18 protein-coding genes and 1 riboswitch are annotated in these 24,535 nt (G+C 37.0%); of the genes, 1 reads left to right on the top strand and 17 read right to left on the bottom strand.

The window, feature by feature from the left end; translation table 11 throughout:
* Positions 1-8: 8 nt before the first annotated feature.
* From RV17_RS12015 to RV17_RS12080, 14 genes are all read right to left on the bottom strand, one after another.
* Positions 9-818 (bottom strand): DUF871 domain-containing protein, encoded by an 810-nt coding sequence (locus RV17_RS12015; protein ID WP_071869324.1) that lies wholly within the window; start codon positions 816-818, stop codon positions 9-11.
* A 215-nt stretch (positions 819-1,033) separates the two neighbouring features.
* Positions 1,034-1,390: a YxeA family protein gene (locus RV17_RS12020; RefSeq protein ID WP_071869325.1), complete on the bottom strand. Its 357-nt coding sequence runs from the start codon at positions 1,388-1,390 to the stop codon at positions 1,034-1,036.
* A 258-nt stretch (positions 1,391-1,648) separates the two neighbouring features.
* Positions 1,649-1,753, bottom strand: coding sequence for a PTS glucose transporter subunit IIA (locus tag RV17_RS13760; protein ID WP_071869326.1), 105 nt, complete (start codon positions 1,751-1,753; stop codon positions 1,649-1,651).
* Positions 1,754-1,880: 127 nt separating this feature from the next.
* Positions 1,881-2,582 carry a YcjF family protein gene (locus RV17_RS12030; protein ID WP_071869327.1) on the bottom strand — a complete coding sequence of 234 codons (702 nt, stop codon included), beginning with the start codon at positions 2,580-2,582 and terminating at the stop codon, positions 1,881-1,883.
* A 537-nt stretch (positions 2,583-3,119) separates the two neighbouring features.
* Entirely contained in the window at positions 3,120-4,511 is a 1,392-nt protein-coding gene (locus RV17_RS12035) for a hypothetical protein (protein WP_071869328.1), read from the bottom strand.
* The gene (locus tag RV17_RS12040; protein WP_067481867.1) at positions 4,508-5,077 is read right to left on the bottom strand and encodes an RNA polymerase sigma factor; all 570 of its coding nucleotides are present in this window, start codon (positions 5,075-5,077) and stop codon (positions 4,508-4,510) included. The genes RV17_RS12035 and RV17_RS12040 overlap by 4 nt, the downstream gene beginning before the upstream one ends.
* A 586-nt stretch (positions 5,078-5,663) precedes the next feature.
* Entirely contained in the window at positions 5,664-7,049 is a 1,386-nt protein-coding gene (locus RV17_RS12045) for a glycoside hydrolase family 32 protein (protein WP_071869329.1), read from the bottom strand.
* A gap of 32 nt (positions 7,050-7,081) precedes the next feature.
* Entirely contained in the window at positions 7,082-8,485 is a 1,404-nt protein-coding gene (locus tag RV17_RS12050; protein ID WP_067481864.1) for a sucrose-specific PTS transporter subunit IIBC, read from the bottom strand.
* A 135-nt stretch (positions 8,486-8,620) separates the two neighbouring features.
* On the bottom strand, positions 8,621-9,604 hold the full coding sequence (locus RV17_RS12055; protein WP_071869330.1) for a LacI family DNA-binding transcriptional regulator: 984 nt from the start codon (positions 9,602-9,604) through the stop codon (positions 8,621-8,623).
* A 181-nt stretch (positions 9,605-9,785) separates the two neighbouring features.
* Positions 9,786-11,504, bottom strand: coding sequence for a class I mannose-6-phosphate isomerase (locus RV17_RS12060; RefSeq protein ID WP_071869331.1), 1,719 nt, complete (start codon positions 11,502-11,504; stop codon positions 9,786-9,788).
* A 19-nt stretch (positions 11,505-11,523) separates the two neighbouring features.
* The gene (locus tag RV17_RS12065) at positions 11,524-14,175 is read right to left on the bottom strand and encodes a glycoside hydrolase family 38 N-terminal domain-containing protein (protein WP_067481858.1); all 2,652 of its coding nucleotides are present in this window, start codon (positions 14,173-14,175) and stop codon (positions 11,524-11,526) included.
* A gap of 15 nt (positions 14,176-14,190) precedes the next feature.
* The gene (locus tag RV17_RS12070; protein WP_071869332.1) at positions 14,191-16,167 is read right to left on the bottom strand and encodes a fructose-specific PTS transporter subunit EIIC; all 1,977 of its coding nucleotides are present in this window, start codon (positions 16,165-16,167) and stop codon (positions 14,191-14,193) included.
* Positions 16,154-17,311 carry a glycerate kinase family protein gene (locus RV17_RS12075; protein WP_071869333.1) on the bottom strand — a complete coding sequence of 386 codons (1,158 nt, stop codon included), beginning with the start codon at positions 17,309-17,311 and terminating at the stop codon, positions 16,154-16,156. The genes RV17_RS12070 and RV17_RS12075 overlap by 14 nt, the downstream gene beginning before the upstream one ends.
* Positions 17,308-18,993, bottom strand: a complete 1,686-nt coding sequence (locus RV17_RS12080; RefSeq protein ID WP_071869334.1) for a sugar phosphorylase — start codon at positions 18,991-18,993, stop codon at positions 17,308-17,310. Before RV17_RS12080 ends, RV17_RS12075 begins: the two co-directional genes overlap by 4 nt.
* Before the next feature lie 120 nt (positions 18,994-19,113).
* Here RV17_RS12080 and RV17_RS12085 point away from each other — a divergent pair, with 120 nt between their 5' ends.
* Complete coding sequence (locus tag RV17_RS12085; protein ID WP_067481850.1) at positions 19,114-19,863, top strand: MurR/RpiR family transcriptional regulator; 750 nt, start codon at positions 19,114-19,116, stop codon at positions 19,861-19,863.
* A 150-nt stretch (positions 19,864-20,013) separates the two neighbouring features.
* Here RV17_RS12085 and RV17_RS12090 read toward each other — a convergent pair whose 3' ends face one another.
* Genes RV17_RS12090 through RV17_RS12100 form a run of 3 tightly spaced genes read right to left on the bottom strand, consistent with a single transcriptional unit; the run spans position 20,014 to position 23,894 of the window.
* Positions 20,014-21,579 (bottom strand): phosphatase PAP2/LCP family protein, encoded by a 1,566-nt coding sequence (locus tag RV17_RS12090; protein ID WP_067481846.1) that lies wholly within the window; start codon positions 21,577-21,579, stop codon positions 20,014-20,016.
* A 16-nt stretch (positions 21,580-21,595) separates the two neighbouring features.
* On the bottom strand, positions 21,596-22,774 hold the full coding sequence (locus tag RV17_RS12095; protein WP_071869335.1) for an FtsW/RodA/SpoVE family cell cycle protein: 1,179 nt from the start codon (positions 22,772-22,774) through the stop codon (positions 21,596-21,598).
* A complete protein-coding gene (locus tag RV17_RS12100) occupies positions 22,746-23,894 on the bottom strand; it encodes an FtsW/RodA/SpoVE family cell cycle protein (RefSeq protein ID WP_071869336.1) in 1,149 nt (382 codons plus the stop codon). Before RV17_RS12100 ends, RV17_RS12095 begins: the two co-directional genes overlap by 29 nt.
* A gap of 115 nt (positions 23,895-24,009) precedes the next feature.
* A riboswitch (M-box (ykoK) riboswitch) is annotated at positions 24,010-24,177 on the bottom strand.
* Between the last annotated feature and the right edge of the window lie 358 nt (positions 24,178-24,535).

Here is a 24,535-nt window from a genome sequence, read left to right on the forward strand (position 1 = left end):
AAAATTTGTCAAAAAAACTGTTGCCATTCCACAATTTTCTTTTCTAAAGGTTGAATGCCCTCTTCTAAAACAACTTGCAACTGAGGGTGAGTGGTAAAATATATTTCCGAAACTTCTCTCAACTCTTGTTCACTAGCGTAAGCATCACCAATAATAATCGTATCAATTCGGTCATCCAACAGATAATACGATGCTTGACTTCGAATTGACTGTGTTCGGTGCTGTTCCAACGTACAAAGTCCATCTTGTAGTGGCCAAGGACCAAGTTGCGCATGCTTACTAGTAATAAATGCCGCCGTTTCAAGATCATATTTTTTGAACTGCTGGCAACAATACGCATAAAAATCTTCGGCTAAACCCGAATACTCCATTGGATAAAAATTATGTGACCCAATCAAATTCTTTTTATTTGGTGAGAAAGACATAATATTATCGATATACTTTGTTCCAATACTCATATTGACTTCAATTTTTAGATTATACATGTTACGCGTCATCTCAGCTTCTTCTCTTCCCGTAAACCCCATATCCAAGCGAATACCATAAACGCCTAAATCTGCAAAAAAAGAGAGGTTTTCATAACTGACACCAATTTGCTTGAAAATTTGGGGGTTGATATCTACGACAACTTCCATACCTAGCTGACTAGCATACTGAACCGTTTCTTTAAAATGACGAATAACCTGATCGCTATCTCCTGCTAGCTCCAATAAACTCGTAAAAACTCTACGATAGCCTAGCTGGTAAGCTAGATCAATGTAGATTTTGTCTTGTTCTTTTGTTGATTTTTCCGGATAAATTGAAATACCTAATGTCACTTGATTCCCTACTTTCTAAAATTACTGTCCGTACGAACTTACATAACAATAATCTCTAAGAACGTCTTGATCTTCAAGTTCAAAAAGAGCATGATACCATGTGATTTTTGACTAAAGATTTTTATTCTAAAAAAACTAAGTTGACCATATCTTTTTGCTCGAGATACAGTCAACCTAGTTTGTAGGAACTATTCAATTCAAGAATTACGTATTATTTACTTACTCTTTTCGATAACGTCTAAAGCTTTGTCAGGAACCTTACTCTTTTCTACCTCTTCCCAACTTTTCACTCCGTCACTTTTTGTTACTTTTGCTTTCAAATAGGCGTCTTTTTTTAATGGTTTATTTCGATATTCTTTCATTTCTAAGTCGATTTTCTCACCATTTTTATTGACAAATACTTGATTATACTCAAAATATGAGCTACCGTCTTTATCTGTTTGTTTTTCAGGAGTTGTCGTGATTTTTGTATAGTAGACTTCTTTTTTTAGTTCTCTATCATAAAACTGACATCCTGACATAACAAAAAGACTTGCTAACGCTAAAGTAAGTGTAATAAATATTTTTTTCAATGGCTTACTTCCTCCTATAGTTGATCTATTCAAATAATAATTCATTTTAGTTCAAGTAAACATTGAATCGAGAATGTAAGAGCTAACACTATTGAAAGAATAATATAACTATCATTATGTAATTGGTAATTTCTCGGTCAGATTTGTCTTCCAAGTTAAGTACTCATCTCTTGAACCGCTTGAAAGCATCATAAAGCCCTCCTTCTTATTTTAGAAGAAGGAGGGCTTTTCGCGTTCTCTGAAATTAGAAAAACTTGCTTAATCACCGCAACCATTGTTACTTGGCTTTACCGCAAATCCCTCGCCCATCATTTTTTGACTGAGTACTGGATCAGAAACTTTTTTCAGATTGATGATCTCCAAAAATCAAATTTATTTAGCGATTATTTCGATTATTCTCCAATTGAGCTAAAAAAAAGACTATGACAAAAAATATTGACATAGTCTTTTCTTTTCGAAGCTGGACGCTTGGAGCCACAACCTCTTTTGGCTATTTTTTCTTATTTACTCCTTGAATCGCCTTGAACAAAGTATCAAACTGGCCTTTAAACGACATTACTTGATCAAAGATATCTTCCCCATCATTCAGCATTTTGACCGTCACCCAGCCAAGAGATTCTGTAATTGCCATCGCAACCACCGCATTGACCGCACCACCACTAATTGTTCCAACTACCGGAATAAATTTTAAGATATTGCCTACTGCACTACGGCCAAAGCTGACAACTACCAGTTCTTTAGTCAAACTTTTACCCAAACTTTCCGACCAAGATTGTCCAAATATTTTATGTAAACGTGCCATCATCGTTAACTGTACTGGAACTAATAAAAACGCGTCGGAAAACGGAATAGGTGATAAACCAATGATTGCTGCTGTTAAGGATGCCACATGAACCGTTGTATGACATTTTTTACGAGTTTCTTGATCGACATCTGTCAAAAATTCATCAAAAACGCCATCGAAACGACTTCGACTAGCAGCCGTCAACTTTAATGCTTTAGTCTTTGTACTATCAAAAGATTTCATGATGGCAGTAGAGATTTTACTTGGAAATTGTTTCAACACATCATTAAAGAACGATTGAAATTCTTCTTGTTCTTCCTGTGTCTCCAACTCAGCTACTTCATTCAGTTTCTTTTCATTTGTTATCTCAAGCTGTTTCTTTTTTTGTTTATCCTTTTTCCCTAACATCTTTCATGACCCCTTTATCAAAAAATTACTAAAGAAATTGTAGCACGGAATACAATTTGGCAACAAGAAAACGTTCAGTACATGCCTGTTACTACCAAAAGTTTATCATTTATTTAAGTAAGCACAGGTTTAACGTGCATTCCCAGAAGATTCATTTATGTGGTAACTATATTCTTTATAGATAAAGCTGAAACTGTTCACACCTATCTTTTTCAAGCAACTCCTGTCTGAACACAAAAAATCTCCCAGTCTTCATTTTTAAAATAAAAGCTGGGAGAACCATTCTTTAGCCGTAGCGTTTTTATCTTCTATTATTCCTTACTACGCTCCAAAGCACACTCATTAACTGACAGAAAAAGGAGCTGGAACATACATAAAAAAGTGCCTTCAATTTCCAAAAGTTAGACATTTGAAAGCACCTTTTATTTTGAAAAAATTTTTCGTAGTTAGCCTGAGCTAGTTGAATTATTTAAGGAACAATTGATCCGAGTGCCAATTAGTAGTTCGCTGATTAACACTTTTTCACATTAATTTTTCTTACTTCTCTTCAGAAGTTGCTGAGTCCTTGGAATCTAAACTTAATTCACTCGCTCCAATTTTAATTGATTGGATTTCTTCGTTATCTTTTAATCCAAATTCATAACGATAATGCATTTTTTTACCTTCTTGGAAATGGCTCCTGTCTTCATCTAACCTGAAAGTTGTCCCATCTTTATAAGTCAATATAATCGGAACATTGATTAAACTCCCCGTATAATCAAAGTCTAGTGCCAGCGGCGATAAAGTAATATTTTCTAAGAATACTTTATCCGTTGCTCCATCGATTTCTTGATCAGGCAAATTGGTGATTGGTAATTCTTTCGCCTCTTTCAATTGTATCAGCCAATTCCCTTCTTGATAGACACCCCAATTCCACCCGTTTAAAAGAAGTTTTGCTTGAGTTAAGTCTGCTTCTGAAATAGCAAAAACATATTCTTGATAATCAGATCTGCCAGTTTGATTATTATGCGTCCCCTCATCAATACTAAAGTCTACGATTGGTTCTATTTCTTTTTCACCAATAGCCAAACTTGGAAAAACAGCTGCCATCTTAGGTTCATTTGGTATTTTTAGTTGGACATGTAATAAATTATCTTTGTAAGCAATATTGGAAATTGTAAAATTTTGGTCTAATTTTTCATTGACCTCCAATGGTTTTAATCCTTCCTTGATTATCTTGTCCCAAGTAACGCCTAGTTTTTTGGCTTCTTTTTCATCAAATCCACCACCTTGGCTTTCTTGTTTTGTTAAATCAATCCAAGTTTTAGCTGGTTTTACTATTTCTTCCCATTTTGGAGTAAAAGTTTTTATAAAGTTTTTTTCTTGACTTGCAAAAGAACGGATTTGAAACCCGGAAATTGGCGTAGCCTCTGCACCAATCGCGCTGGTAACTAATGTAGCCGTTTTCGTTCCTTCGTCATAATTGACCACTTGGGTATTCCCACCACTAAACATTTCCCAATCCTCGATGACTGTATCTTTTGCTAGCCGATCACCAGTTAAATCAGTTAGTTGGCTAACCAAGTATTGATTATTCCCATCTTTAAAAGAGGCAACAGCTTTTAGCCGTAATCCTTGATCCGTTACTTCTTGACTTAGCTTATCTGAATTTAACAATAAGATTTCTGTATCTGTACCAAACCTTTTTTTATAAGCTAACGACAAATCATCTCGAAAAGTAAATCCTACTAATAGTAAACCTAATGCTGCCGTTGATCCACCAATTATCCAACGTCTTTTTTGTTGTCTCTTTTTTCTAAACATATTCTTTTTTGTTACAAATTTATTCTTGATTTCTTTTTTATTTTTTTCGTGAAAGGGTTGATCAGTACATTTCAGTAATTCATCTAACTGTTCTTCAGTTAAATATTCTAAAGGATCTTTTTTCATCTATTTTCCACCTCTCTAAAAAAAGAATTTTCATTCACTAAGTGACGAAGCTTTTTACGCCCTCGATACAAATAATTATCAATTTCTTTACTCGTGAGTTTTGTGCGCTCTGCGATTTCCAGAGGAGATAAATCACAAAAGATTCGCCAAAACAATAATTGACGTGTGGGCTCGTCAAACGTCAAAATCAAGTTATACAGTTCTTGCCATGCTTCTTTCTCATCAAGTTCATCACTAATCAGTTGTTGTGCATCTTCATTTATTTCCGTCAATGGTTCTTGTTTAAATTTTTGGACTTTTTGCCATTTATTTCTGGTCATACTCTTTGTCATAATACACAAATAAGTTTTCAGACTACCTTTTTCTGGATTAAATTTTTCAGGATGTTGCCAAAATCGTAAGAAAACATCACTGATTATTTCTTCCAGATCCATGTTATTATGAACACCACTGCGAGCACCCACTGCCCATAATAATTTACTATAAGCTGTAATTAGATAATCGAATGCATCATCATCACGTTTTTTTAATCGTTGATAAAAAAGTTCATTTTCGATTTCTTCCATTTCTCCACCACCTACGCTAGTACTTTTCAAGAACACTATTAGCACACACTTCACTATCTTGTCCTATTCTCTCCTATAAAAAAACGAAATCAATCATTATTTTGATGAATACACTCGATGGAACTAGTTCTTTTTTCTATTAAGTTAACTGACTTTCTCAAAATATAACGCTTCACATAAAAGAGCTCTCCCAAATTCAACATATCTTCATCATCAACATTTTTGATTTCACATATAGTACAAATCATAAGGAACAATTTCCTCGCATAAAAATAAATTTTTCTAAATCATCGTCATTCACTTCTAATACTCATCATACCCAGTTATGTACAAAAATTCCCCAGTATATTTAAGTGCAATCATACGAATAAAAAGCCAACCAGGAATTACCATTCGCGCTAAAATTTCAACTACTACCTCTTAAAGAACATCCTCACTTCACACAAAAAGGGGCTGGGGCAAAAATAGTCTAAATAGAAAAAAAGCCTAAACTTCGTTTTTGAAAACGGTGATTTTAGGCTTTTTTGAATTGAAAAATGTGTTAAGAACAACTGGGCTTTTTAGTTTTGTCCCAATCCCCTTTCTTTTAACGGCAATCAAGCAAGCTGAAATGCACACCACGTCCTTGATTCTTTCCATTATATTTGAGTAATGGTTTCTTAAGGGCGAAAAAACGGGCTGAAGCTACTGCTACTCCATGGTTTACAAAAATTTCTACAGCGGATCCATCAATCATCAACTGAATTTCTTTCAATGGTTCATCTAAATGGTAATGACGAAATTCTTTTTTGCCGTCTTCCCAATTCGTTCGACTCAATTCCATCAGCGATTTTTTAGCATCAAATAGTAAAGAAAAACCAGTCGTTACTTCTACTTGGAAATCTTCAGCAAAAGAGTCAAAGGTCATAAGAATTTCTGAACCAAATTTCGCCAAAGGACATTTCCAGTCTCCCATCAACCCAAAAGTAGACTCTTCTCCGCGCAACTGTTGTAATTCTCGGATGGGTCTTTGATAAAGCCGACCTTCATGGAAGTTCAATTCACGAGGAATCGTTAAACAATGCACCCACTTTTCTGCAACTGTTGGTTGTGCTTGTTCCTTTTCAGGTGGCATTACGCCCATCCAACCATAGAGTATGCGTCGTTCATCAGCTGTTTCAAACGTTTGAGGTGCATAAAATTCAAATCCCCAATCCATTTCTACCAACTCATTTTCTGAAGCAATCTGCCATTCTTTCGTCAGTGGCAGATAGACCGTTTGATGAATATTTTGATACTGTTCTCTCTCCGCCGTCAATCCTTGTGGCGAATAAAGTAAGAGTTCTTGACCATCCACCTGAAAAAGATCAGGGCATTCCCACATGTAGCCTCTCTGAGAGATCTTTTCCATTTCATTTGAATCAAAAAGTTCGCCATCAAATTGCCACTTTTTAAAGTCAGCGGACGAGTAACAGAGAATTGTTCCTTGCTCTGCTAAAGTTTGAGCCCCGAGCACTAAACGCCATCGATGTGTTTCATTATCAAACCAGACTTTTGGATCACGCACATGACGTGTATACCCTTGCGGATGTTCAAAAAGCGGGCCTAACTTTTTAAAATCTACACCGTTTTCTGAAACTGCCCAACACTGAAAACTACTTCGACTTCTATCAGGGTTAATCACATTTCCAGTATAGAATAAGTATAATTTGCCATCTTTTTCAATCGCTGATCCAGAATAAATTCCGTCTTTGTCATAAGGCTCGCTAGGAACCAATGCCACCGGCAAACGTTTCCAGTGAATCATGTCCTGAGAAACAACATGTCCCCAGGATTTATAATCATGTGAGCAGTCTTTGGAATTCCATTGATAAAAGAGATGATACGCTCCTTGATATTCAATCAATCCATTGGGATCATTCAGTAACCCTTCTTCTGGTGTACAATGGAAACTCAATGGATAACGGCTGTCCTTTACTCTACCATCTAACATCTAACTTTCACTTCCTTACTAAAGCCAATTGTCTATGCTTGTTCTAGCTCTTCTTCCATTTTTTCTTGGTAGCCAAACAAGTACGTCAAGACAAAAGCTACACTGATTGCTAAGATATTTACAAATAAATAAGGCAATAATTGACCGTTTAAATAAAGCAACGTTCCCGGAATAACTGTAATTGCCATTCCAGTACCAGCCAATTGCAACAAACTAGCTGCAAAACCACCCACAGCGCCACCAATCAGCCCCATGATAAATGGTTTTACATAACGTAAATTTACCCCGAAGATTGCAGGTTCTGTTATACCTAAAAAGGCTGATAAAGCAGAAGGAAAACATAATGCCTTTAATTTTTTCGATTTCGTTTTGAAGCCAACCGCTAAAGTTGCGCCACCTTGTGCTGCAATAGAACAAGTAATAATTGCATTAAATGGGTTCACACCTGTATTTGCCAATAGCTGGACTTCTAAGAAATTAAAGATGTGATGTACACCAGTTACGACGATTAATTGATTTAAAAAACCAATAATCAAACCAGCTAAACCAAATGGTAAAGCCAAAACAAATTCTGTGCCATTCAAGACCACCGTTTCAAAAGAATGAAAAATGGGGCCAATTACCATCAAGGATAGTAAGCTCATGACTAATAATGTAACAAAAGGTGTGACTAATAAATCAAAGGTATCTGGTACGGATTTATGCAATCTTTTTTCCAATTTTGAACCCAAGATGCCGGCAATAAAGGCTGGTAAAACAGTTCCTTGATACCCCACAATCGGAATAAAATTAAGTAACATAATCGGTGTAGCATCTCCAGAGGCTACTGCATAAGCGTTTGGTAAAGCAGGATTAACCAACATTAGTCCTAAAACTATCCCAATGATTGGACTACCACCAAAGACTTTAAATGTTGACCAAGCAACTAAAGCTGGTAGAAAGGCAAACGCTGTATCAGTTAAGACTTGCGTGTATAAAAGAAAGTCCGAATTGATTGCATCAGGTGTCATACCAAACAGTTGCAAAATTTGAGGCTGAGTAATCAATCCACGGAGTCCCATAAACAAACCAGTTGCAACTAAGACAGGAATAATCGGTACGAAGACATCTCCAAACGTACGAACCATTCGTTGAAAAGGATTTGCATTTTTTGTTGCTTCTGATTTCATTTCAGCTGTGGACGTTTCATGAGCGCCTAAACCGATAACCTCGTCATAAATTTTATTAACAGTTCCCGTTCCAAAAATAATCTGATATTGTCCGGAGTTAAAAAATGCTCCTTTGACTTTGGGAATGTCTTCTACCTTTTTTTTATCGATTTTACTTTCATCGTTGACCATCAATCGTAATCGAGTTGCACAATGCGCAACGCTTTGAATATTTTCTGCACCACCAACGGCATGAATCACTTCTGCTGCAATCTCTCGGTTTTCCATTTTGTTCTTCCTCCTCATTTTTATGGAACCGTTCCCGTTTTTGCTTAAAAAAATAATAAATAAAAACTCAATCCTTTGTGGAACCGTTCCCTTAATAACAAAAACAGCGTAACACGCAGATGTATGCGCTGTCAACTACTTTTTAACAGCACATACACTATTTCTGATAATCATTGTCGTATCAACAATTGTTTGTCGCGCAATCTCATTTCCTTGTAAAAGCTCAGTCATTAAACACGCTGCTTTCTCACCGACAAGTTTATGGTGAAAGTCAACTGTCGTTAACGGTGGATAGAGGTACTCACCAAAGGAGTAGCCGCCAAATCCAGCAACCGAAAGTTCGACACCAATAGCGATATTCAATTGGTTTGCAGCTTTGATTACCCCCATCGCCATACTATCTGTCGCACAGATAATCAAACTGGCATTCTTTTGAGGTAGCAATTCTAATCCTAACTGATAATTATCTTCTGGATAAAAAGTTGAAGGAACGATCTGAGGTGTGATTCCATTTTCAAGAAAAGTTGTCACAACCCCTTGTTTTCGATTGATTCCGACTGACAAATCATTTTCTGGTACACCGACATATAATACCTCTTTGTGACCATATTCCAACAAAGCTTGAGCAAGATTCACACCTGCTTGATAATTGTCATGGTCTACGGAATAGACCGCTTCATTAGATTGCCCGACAAATAAGATTGGCACGTCGATTGAATTCGCTACTTTGATGTGTTCTTCCGTAATTTCGGTTGCCAATAAAATAATACCAGCTACTTTGTTTTGCACTAGACTGTAGATACTCTCAATCTCGCGTTTGATTGCCAATTCAGTATTAGAAATCAGCATTTGAAATCCATTTTTCCGTGCAACCTCATCAATCCCATTCAAAATTGCCATGATTGATGGCGAAGTTAATCGCGGGGAAATTACTCCGATAAAATTACTTTTTTGAATCTTTAGATTACGGGCAAATTCATTAGGTGAATAATTATATTTACTGATGATTTTTTCGATTTTTTTTGCTGTTGCTTCACTAACATATCCGTTATTTAAATAACGAGAAACCGTGCTCTTCGAGACTCCGGATTCTTTAGCAATCTGTTTGATAGTAACCATTATTTCTCCTTATTCCTGTTTTTCTTTATGATACCATAAGAATGATCGATCAAATCACTTAGATTGTCATTTGTTTGCCTAAAAAATTTTATGCCAAACCTAAATAGTTTCCATCCTATACTATTTTTTTGTCCAGAGTACATAATAAAAGAGCCTACCGCATTTGCAATAGGCTCTTCTCTTATTTGATAAAAGCTTGAATTACTACTGAAGGATTTTTCCCGTTATTCTTAAAGGATACGTTCTGGCAATTATCTGGAATAATAAAGGTTTCACCGTAATGAATAGTGATTGGAACGAATTCACCATCATCACTGAATAACTCAATGGACTCCCCTTCAACCAAACAAAGCATATTTACCGAATCATGTGCTTCTAGCTTTATTTCACCTGTAAACGTATGTCGTCGAGTCTCAATAAATTCTAAGTCGCATAGCCCAGTTTTTTCGACAAGAGCTTGCTCGTTGCTTGAAAGAATCTCATTTGGTGAAAAAAGATTCGCTCGAACATAATCCTCATCAAATCGACGATCGACATTTTTTCGTCCATGTTCTAAATGAATTGGTCGAGGTTTACCGTCTAACCCCAAACGACCCCAATCCCAAAGTTTAAACGTGAAGATATATGGAGTAGCACTGATTTCAAGTATAACCGCGTTTGTGCCACCACAATGAATTGTTCCTGCAGGAATCGAAAAATGGTCGTGTTTTTGAACAGGAAAATGATTAATATACTTGGTATCATCAAATCTATAGTTGCTATCTTTACTGGCCTTTTCTAGTTCGTTAAACAGCTCGTCTATGTCAGTATTATTTTTTAGCCCAAGATAGATTGAAGCATCTTCCTTCGCATCTAAAATATAATAGCTTTCGTTTTGCGTATAAACCATCCCAAACTTTTCTTGAATGTATTCCACCTTAGGATGAACCTGCAGGCTTAAATTTCCGCCGCCCATTGTATCAAGGTAGTCAAAGCGGATTGGAAATTCTGTGCCAAATAAAGCATATACGCGTTCACCCAACAGTTGGCTTGGGTAATTTCGTACGAGATTGATTGCCGGCATTTCATATTGCGCATTTTCTAATTCAAAAATTAAACTGTTTTCTTCTGGCACTCCATCAAATGCCCAGCCATAATTTGGGATTTCATCTGGAAGCTCAAATTTTTCTTTCATCCATTGCCCACCCCATGGACTTTGATCAAAGTAGGGCACTAAGCGAAATGGTCGCTGTACAGCTTTTTTTTGAATTGTTTCGTACGTCGCACGATCAATCATTGTCCACTTTTCATTTTTTGTACCATCAATATAAAAATCCGTTTGTGAACGCAACTGACTTTTTAGTTTGTCCGCAATTCGCCATTCAAAAAAATAGCCTCGTTTAAATTTCTTGAGCGCATCTGTTTCAGGCTCCGCCAACCAGTTGTTCAACCCTTTTCTGAATCGTTTTTGGATTTCCCAACGCGTGATGTCGAAATAAACAGTTATGTCAGGTGAAGAAGCTACCAAAGCAGCCCCTACACCCCATACAATAACTAATCCATTTGTTGCTTTGATTTCCTGTTGTACTTCAGTAATTGCGGAACAATCAAAATAATCGTTCATTTCTGCATGGGTCATCAACCCGAAGACACGATCTTCTGTCAACTCTTTTGCCAACTCACAATTGATTTCTTTTTTTGGTCGAGTACATATTTCACTGTGAATCACCTTCTCTGGTACAAGTTCAGCCACCAGTTGATTTAAAAGTTGCTGATCTATTCCCGGGTATGTCTCGAAACAAATGATCTGTGCGTTTTTTTTAGTTATCTGTTCTTTTAAACTTGCAACAATCTCAGTGATTCCGACCGCTGCTGCAGCATATTCTTGTACCTTGATTGTTGGCCTTAAATCGTAGGTCATGATTCTTTAACTCCCTTACTTATTTTAGACAAAGTGTTAGAAAATCTTTTGCTCCTAAAGTTTGTCCTTGAACAAAATCATTCAACACATTTTCTGCTAAATCGACAACCTTAACTGAGTCAAATCGATCCAAGTTCATTAATTTGATGGCTTCGTCTGTCTCATTTGGATTGAACAAGCGAATAATCATCCCATCCCCTGCCCACTCTTTTTTAGCAGTACTCATAAACAACTGTTTATTTTCTAATTTCAGCAATGAATCTTCGCTAGGAACAACGTTAGTTAGCGGTGGAATATTAAAACGATCTACCCGATTCAAATAAGAATTCAAGCTTTGTACTTGATAAAAATCTTGCGTTGTAAATAATTTTTTCGAAATTTCATAGGCTTCAGTTGGATCAAAGCGTCCTTCCCCAAAACTTACGAAATAGTCAAATGACATTTCCGTCAGCATCTGTCCATCTGGTGTTTCAACCACCATATTATTAATTCCAGAAGCACGTCCTGGACGCCATGCAAGATCATCTCGACCTAACAACCCATTGCTACGGAATAAAGTTACTGACAATCGTTCTTTTTCAGGTTCCACTTGATATTCTTTTATCATTCCTGTGTGGAAAGTAAAATGTGCCTTTTCATCAGATAGTGCAACAAAACTTTCTAATGGATAGATTGGCATTGGCTTTTCAACAAATCCTAATTCACGCCAATTTTCTTGATATGGATTAGTACTCAAACGTTCTAACGCTGAATACCCTTGATCTGCATGGTGTTTTGCTAAATCTGTAACACCTGTTTTCCAGTTAACACGGACACGATGATCTAATACTTGATTATTCATTTGGTGAGTGATTCGGATAAAGTTTTCACCTGTGTAAAGCGAGACTTTCGTTTGGATAACAAACTCTACTTTTTCAGTTGACCGTTTTTCACCAGTTAATTTTGCTGGCAATTTCACTGTATGTGTTAACTCCACAGATTGACACAAGTCATTCTTAGTTACAGTACCTCTCTCATAGTCACTAATGATGATTGCTTCATCACCACTTTTTAACGGTGAGTAATCAAAAGAATCTCCTGCATCCGCAGTATCATCAAAATGGAATGGGTCTTCTATTCTTTCTCCCGTTTGTAAATTTTCAATCACTAGGCGGTCAGCAAAATTAAATTTGAACGACTCGTTTTCAATGGAAGTTGTAGCTGATTTTTCCGTTGTACCGATTGTTACTCCTGATTGGTCCTCCATTAGGAGAGTAGTGTATCCCATCGCAGGAACTGAAACGTCTTTCAACAAAATAGTTGAGCGATAATACGGAGGGACCTCTTCTTCTTTCTCCCCTTTTGACGTCACAATGATTCTTTTACCTCCATCGAGACTGATTTGTTCTTTGACTACATATTCAATTGCTTCACCCGTCACCGTTCTGATACCAAAAGACGGTTTTGAACTAAACAGGACTAATTCACGTGTAAAAGTTTGTGTTTTGATATCTGTGTTAAATAACGTTACGACATCTTCTGTTCCTAATTGGCTACTGATAGCTCCTACCAGTTGACGCTTGACTAAATTGATCAAGTCTTTTACTTGACGTAAAGCACTGGTTAAGCGAACAACGATATCATGGTTCGCATCATCCGAATTTGATGCACCAATGCCGTTGTGGGCTTGACTATCAAAGATTTTTTTCCAAATTTGATCCAACCAATTTTGCGGGAACTTGATTCCGTGCTGTTGACCAATCAAACATAATGGTTCTAGTTCATGGATCAGCAGTTCCTCAACTTCAAAATTCAAACGTTTAATATCATAACGCTCGGAACGACATGTATTATGAATACGTGATTTTTGACAAGCGAGCAATTCCCCAGAAATCGTGTCAGGGAAATTATTTTCATCCCAAGCAGCTGCCATAAAGGTTTCATAATCACTAAGTAGGAATTCATATGCTGAATCTAATTCATTTAATTGTTTCACTGTCTCAGGAAACGCTTGATTGATAATGACTTGGTCACCACCAGCCGGCAGCAAAATAGCATTGGTATCCTGATTTTTCCTTGCTAGCTCATCCAGAATAGGTAATAAACGTTGATTGACATAGTTCTCTTCTGTTGTTAAAAATTTTCCCGGACCGTAACCATAAAAAATATTATTTGTTTTAATTGTCTCTTTGTTAGGAGCTTCCCACAAAAAGTTCAAGTTCTTTGCAACCTGTTCGTTATAAACACCTCGTTGAAAAATGGAATAATCCATGCCAAAACGAGAGTAAATTGATGGTAAATAAGCATGTTGCCCAAAAATATCTGGTGCATAACCGATATTCATGGAATGGCCAAAGCTTTCTGCATATTTCACTCCATACAATAAATTACGAATAACGGACTCAGTCATCCCAAGCAATGCATCTGCCTGAGTGTACCAAGGCCCAATGAAAAGGCGCTTCTTTTCGACAAGAGCTAACAAACGCTCTTTATTTTCTGGACGAATTTTCAAATATTTTTCAACAATAGAAAATTGCCCATCAAAAGAGTAGCAAGTGAATGCCGGATCATTTTCTAACGTGTCAATTAAATAATCAAGATTTTCTACTAAAATAATATCGGAATCTTCTTGTGTGAAATACCACTCATGATCCCAATGTGAATGTGCCACTACGAATACTGTTTTTGTCATTAGTTTCCCCTACTTTTAAGCTTTTTTCGCTTCTTTTTTCTTAATCAAATAAAATCGAATAAAGATATTTCCTAAGGCGATGAATAAAACGCCGGCAATCAAACCGACAGCATATGCCCAAAAGTTCTCAACCAGTGGCCAACCCCAAACTGCAGGAAGTGGATACCACTGAACTGCTCCTAAAACAACAGCTAAAACTGCCCCAATTGATGCGCCAATCATATTGATAGGAATCGTGATCAATGGATTTTGCAAAGCAAACGGAATTGCGCCTTCACCAATTGCTAGAAAACCAAGAACCAATGATGTTCGGCCTGTTACGCGTAAATTATCATCAAATACACGACGACCAACGATATATTTATCTAAAATAGTTGCTAAACCAATACCGATTGGTGGAATTACGATCGCTAATACTCTTGGTGTCAATGGGAAAATTTGATCAGCTGCCATTCCGATTGCAACTGCACCGGCTGCTTTATTCACTGGCCCGCCTAAGTCAAACGCTGTTAAGCAAGCAATGATTGTTGAAAGCACTACTTTACCAGAATCTTGATATTGCATAACCATCTGCTGTAGCCAACCATTCAATCCACCAAATACTGGGTCGACCAAGAGATAATTGACAAAGAAGACTGCCAAAATGGATAGACCAGGAATAATCAACATTGGTTTCATCGCTTGTAAATTCTTGTGTAATTTCACATGTTCATTCAAGAATTTGCAAACATAGCCGGAAACTGCTCCTAAGATCAATGCGCCAAAGAAGCCAGAAGGAATGCCACCTTCTACACCCCATAAAGTTTGATGTAACCCTGCGGCAAATGCACCACCAATAAAACCAGAAGCTAGTGCTGGGCGATCAGCAATTGAATACGCCATAAATGCTGTGAAAATTGGATACATAAAACGCATCGTCATGTTTCCCGTAAGCCCAATATAGTGAAGTAAGACAATGAGTTGATTTGCATTTGTAGCCATTTCGGCGTTACCGATTTCTTTACTCAATCCGAAGAAACTAGCACCAATTTGCGAAATCCCAATCATTACACCTGCCGCAACTAAGATTGGAATCATGTATGAAATACCAGTCATAACTGCTTGCATCAATGTACTCATTACGGAATCTTTTTTTGGTCCATAACTAGCATCACTACTAGACAGATCGTCGGCTGCTTTGACTCTACCGTCGGGTGTCGTAATCAATCGATCAATCATCGCAGGTCCATGTTTCAATGGTTCTGCAACTTTTGTTTGAATATAGGGAAGCCCCTTAAAACGTTCCTTACCTTTTGGTGCAATATCCGTTGCGAAAATTATGCCATCTGCAGCTTGAATCATCTCTGGTGTAATTCCGTCTTCGATGCCATTAGCACCTTGTTTCTCTACATGGATCGTGATTCCTTTTTCTTTAGCCGCTTTTTGTAATGCTTCAGCTGCCATATAAGTATGGGCAATGCCGGTCGCACACGCAGTTACAGCTAAGATGTTTTTCGCTGTCATTGGGACTACTTCCTCCATTTCGCTGTTTTGATTCGATAATAATTGCAGTATTTCTGTTTTTGTCCTTGCTTTTTTTAGTTGGTCTACTAAGACAGGATCCATTAATTTCACGCTTAGCTCAGATAAAATTTTCAAGTGAGTTTGTCCTTTTTCAGCGTCTGGAATGGCTAGCAAGAAAATCAGCTCAACTTGATTTGATGGGTCAATTGACGGCCAAGCTCCTGCCGGCATCGCTTTGTCCAAAGTAGCAATGGCTACGGCTACTTTTGAAACAGTTGTTGATTTACCATGTGGAATAGCAAAACCATTCTCCATTCCAGTTTCAGAAATAGCCTCTCTTTCACGGACAGCTGCTAAAAAAGCTTCCTTATCAGTAACGATGTCATTACGAACAAAAGCATCAATCAAGTGATTGAAGACTTCCGCTTGTGTTTGCCAACTTTGATGAATAAAAATCAATGATTCATTTGTAATACTACTTAAATCCATGTCCTATTCCTCCATTTTTTGATAGTTGAAAAGCAGTAATAAAAATTTCAGATACCAATTCAGCAGCATTTTTCAAGGTTGTTGCTTTCTCCATCGCATCCGGTAAAGAAATTGGCTTTGTTTGAATCGAAAAAATTCCAGAAAATGGCGAAGATTCATTATTAGTTATACTTTTTTTTCCACAAATAGCAATCACTGGTTTCTGATACTTCTTAGCTAGTTCTGCGATAGCAAAAGGTACTTTACCAAACAAACTCTGTTGATCGATACTTCCCTCGCCGGTCACCACCACATCTGCTGTTTTCAGCCTGTCTTCAAAGTCAATCAACTCCGTAACCAATTTAAATCCTGCGTCCATTTTTGCTCCAAGAATAGCCAGTGCTCCTCCCAAGCCGCCGGCAGCTCCTGCACCTTGCAAAGTTGCTAAATCAATGTTTAATTCTTTGAGAATCGTTTGACTCAATTTTTCTGCATTTGCATCTAATTGCCGTATCTGTTCGGCTGTTGCGCCCTTTTGTTGAGAAAACACTTGAAATGCCCCTTGATTACCAAAATAAGGATTGGTTACATCATTTGCCACAATAATTGGTATGTTGGGGAATCTGATTGTTGAAATTTCAATTTCGCTGGCATCCAGTAATAAGTTTCCCTCTTCTAAATCGTTTTGTTGCCTGTCAAGAAATGTCGCACCAAATTCTTTCAGCAATCCCAAGCCACCATCAGTAACGCCCGATCCGCCCAATGTGATAATCACTTTTTGAAAACCACGTTGCTCTATTTCTTTAATCAGTAACCCGAGCCCTTTTGACGAAGCAGCTTTGACTGTTTCAGCACTTGGTTTAATCAAGTCCAAACCCATCGTATCAGCAGACTCAATTAGTGCCTGCCGTTTTCCCTCTGCTCTAAAACTAAGCACTTTGGCATTGATTGGTTTTCCCATTAGATCAATCGTTGGTATTTCTAAAATTTCCCCGTTTAAAGAATGCTGAACACTTGCTAATGTACCTTCGCCACCATCTGCAATCGCAATTTCTGTTGTACTTTCCACAAAATCAAGTTGATTCAATTTTTCAGCAACAGCACGATTCAGTTCAATTGAGCTAGCACTTCCTTTGAAGCTATCAATAGCTATGAGAACCTTCATTGTTGTTCACCAACTTTGATCCAAGCAATGCCGTATGGTGCTAATATAAAATTGTTGTCCACTTCTGTCTGAGTTAGAACATTGATTCCATTTAAGCCTTCGACTATTTTTTCAGTACCAGTTACATTGGTCAAAGAAATAATTTCAGAGCCATCTTTAGCCGTTCGTTTGAGTGCAAACACTTGCTCATCTAAATGTAGTACTTCCTGTTCCCCATACGGAGAAAATGCTTCATAATTCTGACGCTCTTTCAGCAGTCTCGTGATTCCTTCATAAACTGTTTTGCGATAAGAATCTATGTCTAATTCCGTAGCTAATTGTTTTGTCTCAATTTTTTGTCGATTGATTCGCCGATTAATACCTGATTCCTCAACACCTTGTAAATCCCCACGCGAACCAAAGATGGAATGATAATAAATTGCGGGGACGCCTACAAAGGAAAGCAAAATATTGTGTGCGGCAATCAACTTTTTGGCTGCGAGTTGATCTGTATCTTCTGACGAACGTAACGCATCGCCATAATTGATATTCAATTCATAAACTGTTTGTGACCCATCAGGATTACTCTTATACGAAACTTTCCCTTGATTGTTCAACACTCGTTCAACAATTGTTTCTCGCTCGGTATCATCTAGGATTCCTTCCACTGGTCGCATCCCAATCCCATCATGTGAAGCCAAAAAATTAAAGAACGTTGCTTCATCTGAAAGAGCATGGATTGTGCTCGCCCACTCAGCTAACTTTTGTGTATTCTCTTGAATAAACGAAAACAGAACTAACGGCGGCAATGGAAACTGATACACTTGATTCGCTTCATTATGACCATCACCTAGATACGAAATGTTCTCTTTGTGAGGGACATTTGTTTCAGTAATAATTTGTGTATTTGGTGAAAAGTGATTCAAGAGTGTTCGCCACATTTTTACGATTTCATGTGTTTTGGGTAAATGCATACAAGTCGTTCCCGAATCTTTCCATAAGAAACCAATGGCATCTAAACGAATGGACGACGCACCACGAAACGTATATTCAAGTAAGACTTCGGACAAACGTGCTAACATGATTGGATCTTTTGGATTGACATCCACTTGATCGTCACTAAATGTGGTCCAAACCTTCTTCTTTTCTCCTTTATCAGTTGAATACTCATGGAACAACGGAGAAGTTCTTGGTCTAGTAACATTTGTGGTATCAAACTCTTCTTGATACTCAACAAAACTTTGTTCAAAACCTATGTCATTGTTTAAAAACTTTTTGAACCATTCACTCTTAGCCGACATATGGTTAGCAACAAAGTCATACATCAAACGTTTCTTCTGCGCTAACTTTTTGATGTCATCCCAATCACCCAGCGCTGGATTGATTGTTAAATAATCCGTCACAGAAAAACCATCATCTGAGGTAAATGGAAACATAGGTAGCAAATGAACATCTGTGATACTGTCATCCAGATATGTCTGGACTACCTCTCTTAACACTTTTAGTCCTTTTTCATTACCATTTTGAAAACTATCACCATAAGTGATTAGGTATGCATTTGATTGATCGATTGCTGGATTTTCAGTAAATTTTTTCGTAGCGTATTTTTCTAATAAATCAGTAAAAAGTTGATTCGCTTGATCGAGATCCTGCTTACTTGTGTATATTTTTTCTAGATGTGCTGCTATTTTTTCTGTTATCATAAATCCACCTCAATAAATAATTAAAAGCCCTTTCATTTATTACAAACACAGTTATATCACAAAACCGTATTAAAAAAAGTTCAGAAAGCGTATAATTATACGTCAAGGGGGAGATACAAAATGGGTGCTATTGAAAATTATTTTGTAACTGATATTGGAAATCTATCTGAAACTGAGAAATATGTTTTTTATTATTTGGACGAACATCCTAATCTAGTAAAAAAACTTACTTTATCTGAAATTGCTGAGAAATTAAACACATCAAATACCACGATTATTCGAATGACCAAAAAGCTTGGGCTAGATGGCTTTTCCAATTTTAAATACTTAGTAGAAAGAATTGTCAGCGACACACAAATTGTTCCGCAAAAGGATCTGGCTGAACGATACCGCTCTTATCTAGATGCAGTGATAACCGGTACCGATTTAGACAAATTAACGTACATTGCGCAAAAAATCCACGGCGCTTCCACACTCTATGTTGCCGGCGTTGGCATAACAAAGCCGATTGCAGAGTACGTCGCCAAGCGATTTTTACAGCTAAATAAGTCCACACTTTATACCTATGAATCACATCTGATTGAGTTGATGCCAACGTTTACCAAAAAAGATGATATTGTTCTCTTTTTATCGATGAGCGGTGAAACAAAAACAATTATTCAAGCCGTAAAAAAGATGAACTACGTTGAACGAGTTGATCTATTTTCTATTACGAATAATGGTAATAGTACGCTAGCTAAGTTAACTGATGTTACGCTAAGCTCTTCCATGCCAACAAATATTTATGAAAACTATGACATTACTTCTCGCTCTGCACTAATGCTTCAAGCTGATTTATTGATTGAAACTTATTTGGGGCTTTATTTTTAATTATTGAGAGTTAGTCTAGATTCCTTTCATTAATCAATAAAGTTATCTACTGAATAAAATTCCCACGAAAAAGATAGGCGTTACCTAGCTTTTTCGTGGGGAATTTAAGAAATTACTTTTTATTCACTGACCTCTGCTAAAATTTCTTCCTTACATGTTCAATTGTTTATGCAATAAATCTTTTACTCTTTGGACTTCTTCTTCTGGTATTCTTTGATAAGATATTCCATCATTTCCAGTGATTCCATCTCCCGTAAAGCCCTCACCTTGGACTTGTTCACTTTCAATAGTTGTTAAGCAAGAATAATAACCTGTTAAGATTTTTTGCATTTGATCGAAGGTCAGATCCGTCTTCCCATTCTCTCCAATACCGTCCATAATTTTCTGATAACTAAAAACGCTTTTCGTTGATAACATTTTGTCGATCAACAATTCCATTACTTCTCGTTGTCTACCTTGACGCCCATAATCACCTGTAGGATCTTCATAACGCATTCGCGAATATTGTAAGGCTTCCCAGCCATCCAAATGTTGCTTCCCTTTTGGAAAATCAATTCCTTCAGCCGAAAAAGCAAAATCATTATCCACAGTGACTCCACCCACTGCGTCTACCAGTGTCTGCAACCCGTCCATATTGACCGACACATAGTGATGAATTGGAATGTCTAAAAACTTTTCAACCGTATTCATAATCATTTCTGGTCCGCCAATTGAATGTGCATGATTGATTTTATCCTCGTAATCTGCTCCAACGATTTCCACAAACGAATCTCGTGGAATACTGACTAAAGTTGTCTTCTTTGTCTGATTATTCAAGGTTGCCACCATTATTGTATTTGCCCTGTAGTCGGTTTTTCTTTTCGAATCATTCGCAATTCCCAACAGCAAAATACTCATTGGTTCTGAAGCTTCTGGTGCCTTTGTATTTCCTTTTCGTTCAACGGGCGAATACATTGAGTCTGCCATCTTTTGACTACTGTGATAAAAGCGCAAAGCAAAGACACTCAAACCAGAAACAATGATAACTAGAACAGTAACAAGACTTAGTAAAATTTTTTGCCACGTTGAAAAATGACCTTTTTTAGTTTGTTGAATAGTTAATGTTTCTTGTCGCAAGTATGGATAAAAAAGTCCGGCTGTTCCAAAAGTAGTACCGTATCCAAGCAACAATCCAGTAAAAACATCACTGAAATAATGGACACCCAAATAAATGCGACCACCAGCAATCATAACGAATAAGAAACAGAAACCCAGCTTGATTGATAGAGGAATCTTTTGACTACTGAAAGCATAAACCACAATCATGGAACAAATAAATGTCATGATCAACGCGGAGTGACCACTCGGAAAACTATAAGAAGAACGTGCAAGATATTGTAATTGATCTGGGCGTGCCCTTTGGATCAACTGTTTTAAGACATAACCAATACCACTAACCAATATAAGATTTCCAAAACACCAGATTGCTAATGATTTGCGATTCGTTTTTAGTAAGAAAATTGCTATTACACCAAAAATGAGTACCATTGGAACAATTGTTGCCACTTTCGCTAACATGCCTACAAAAACAGTTACATAAGTATTGTCTGGTAATCGATATTGGATGAAGATTTGATCCACATGATTAAGCCATGATGCATTCATCATAACCCCTGTTGTAACAATGATTAGTAAAATCCATGCAACAGTGCTATTTAAAAACAATTTCTTTCGCATAAAGTATCCTCACTTTTTATTCTTTTATTTTGTTCATAACAAGCTCTTTTTTCTTGAATCCCATCGTGACGCCCAGCCCAATTCCCAGCACAATCAACGAAGTGCCGCCTTGGCTTAAAAAGGGTAATGGAATCCCAGTTAGTGGTAAAATACCAATTGCTGCGCCGATGTTTTCAAAAATTTGAAACATCAATCCAAAAACAAACGCCACTGCAAGGTAAAGGTTCGCTTTATTATTGGTTCTCAAAGCCGCAGAAAGTATTTGATAAAACAAATAGAAATACAGAAAAACGACGAATGCCGCGCCCATAAAACCAAAGCCCTCACCAACTACAGTGAAGATCATATCTGATTCTCGAACTGGCACATACACAGAGATTCCGCTAATCCCACGTCCAAATAATCCACCGCTACCAATCGCATAAAGACTTTGAACTTGCTGATATGCAATCGTGTCACTATATTGAAATGGATCAATCCAAGCACGAACACGGTCTAATTGATAGGTCTTAAAATGTAAGGAATAAAGTAACTTGTTTCCCCATTCGCTGAACACCAGAACTAACAATGTACTACCTAATGTTGCACCGATACCTGTAATAATCGTCAAAATTTTCCAATGCACGCCAGCAATAATAAACAACGCACCTAGGATTGCAATAAAGACTAAACTCGTTCCAAAATCTCGCTGCATAAACATCAACAAAAAGGTTGGCAAACTGTACATAGCAATCTTGACTAAATAACGCAAATCACTTTTCAAGTCTCTAGTTAAATTTTTTTGAGACCATTCCATTTCATAACTAACTGTCAGCCGTACCATAAAAAGAATAAAACTTAGTTTCATCAACTCAGAAGGCTGAAAAGAAAACGAGCCAATTCGCAACCACCGTTTTGTGTTTGTTAAAGCATACATTGCTGGATCATAAAACCAGTATAAGAGAGCCATTAATCCAAGTGATAACACATACAAAATCGGTGCATATCTTAGTAAGGTTGATACAGGAATCCTGCTGGTGACAACTAGCAGGATAAACGAGACAAGACAAAAAATCGTTTGCTTTAGAATAACACGCCTGACATCAACCCCATCCAAATCAGCAGCTATCGCTTGCACTCCTATACTCATCAAATAAAAAATGAAAATCGGCAAAAACAGAGAATAGTTAAACTCGTTGCTCAAACGCTTGATCATTTACACTTACCTCCGAGGAAAATTTTAGGCAGATTCCTAAAGCAATCGATAAGAACAAATAACTTGTTCCTCCGTAACTGATAAACGGTAGTGGAATTCCAGTCATCGGAATCAGCCCTAAGATACTTGCAATATTGATACTCGTTTGTAAGAGCAACAAAGTGCCAACGCCAAAATAAATCAGACTAATTTGTTGACTGGTTTCTTTTGCTGCTAACATAAACAATCGAAGAATGATTAAAAAAAGAAGTCCTAAAACAATTAGTCCGACGATCATTCCCAGTTCTTCTACTAAAATCGAATAAATAAAATCTGTTTCTGCCACTGGTAGATAACCTTTTTTTGTAATACTATTTCCTAACCCTCGACCAAAGAAGCCACCATTATATAACGCATAATAGGAGTTACTCATCTGAAATCCTTTTCCATACGGATCTAAAAATGGATCTCTCACTAACTGAATACGGTCATAGGTATGCATGAACAAATTTGGTAAAAGATCATGATTACCTAGAAAAAGGATCATTCCACCTACCACTGCAACTCCTGCAATTGTTGCTAGAAAAAGGCCAATTGAAACTTGATAAGGCAATTGTGCTGTTGTAATGATTACTAGTGCGATTCCCCAAAGAATGATTGCTCCTGTCACTTTTGGTTGAAATAAAATCAATAGTCCACTAAATAAAACTAAAACATAAGGTACCCACATTTCCTTCTTCGTCCGTTCAATCCGAAAAAAATACGCCAGATAAAGAATCAATGCTACATTCGTTATTTCAGAAGGCTGAAATTGAATACCAGCTAATGAAACCCATCGCTGTGCTCCGTTGATATTTACGCCAATGACATAAACCAAAATCAAACTAACGATTCCCAAGCCTAGCAGACTTTTGGCAAGGAATCCTTTTAATAAAATTTTCTTTTTTAGCCGATAGATTCCCGCAATCACAAACCAGCTCATCCCCATAAAAATAGCTTGTTTATAAAATAGCGATAATGCATTTTGCCCCTCAGCTGTCAGTCTGTACGAACTTGCACTGAACACAAGTAAGAGCCCGACTACACTCACTCCCAAATAGGGCAATAATAATAGCCAGTCGATCGTTTTTCTTTTTCTCACAATGTTCTCTCTCCTTTTTAAGCACTTGGTTAAGACGGGAGAGAAACAGTAAATAGCCTCAAAAAAAGGACACCAAACGTTAGCTAAAAAAACTAACAAATCTGGTGTCCCACACAATTAATCTCATCGTCTGAGTTTTAGCACTAAACAACGTAAAGAATTTCTCTTAGCTATTTTATGAAAAGCCTTAATCCGACAATTCCTATTTTACACATTGGCGTCTTTCGACGTTTCTGCGCAATAGCCTGTGTTTGTTTAGGAGCCTCACCTAACAAGTTTACTTATATTTATTTAATTTCATAAAAAGCTTACTTTTTTTTTCAAGGAATATCAAAATAAATCGTAAAAAAACGAATTTTCTTTAGAGTTGCTTATGAAATCATTTAGAAAAAATTTATATTTGATCAAAAATGAGACCATAAACAGACGAATTTGTAGTGAATGACTTTAAAAGAACAGGCAGGTGTGCTACTTCTGATTCTGTCAAAGTGTATCTTTCTACTGTTGTCAGTCCAGCAGCCTATAATTAAACTGGCAATTCTTTTTTGTATTTATGTTATTAACTTGATTAAGTTCTTCCAAGTAACAGATGAACTTCTGTTTAAAACCTAAAAGATTTATTTTGTATCAAATTAATTTAT

It is taken from the genome of Enterococcus thailandicus, from assembly GCF_001886265.1.
Taxonomy (GTDB): domain Bacteria; phylum Bacillota; class Bacilli; order Lactobacillales; family Enterococcaceae; genus Enterococcus_B; species Enterococcus_B thailandicus.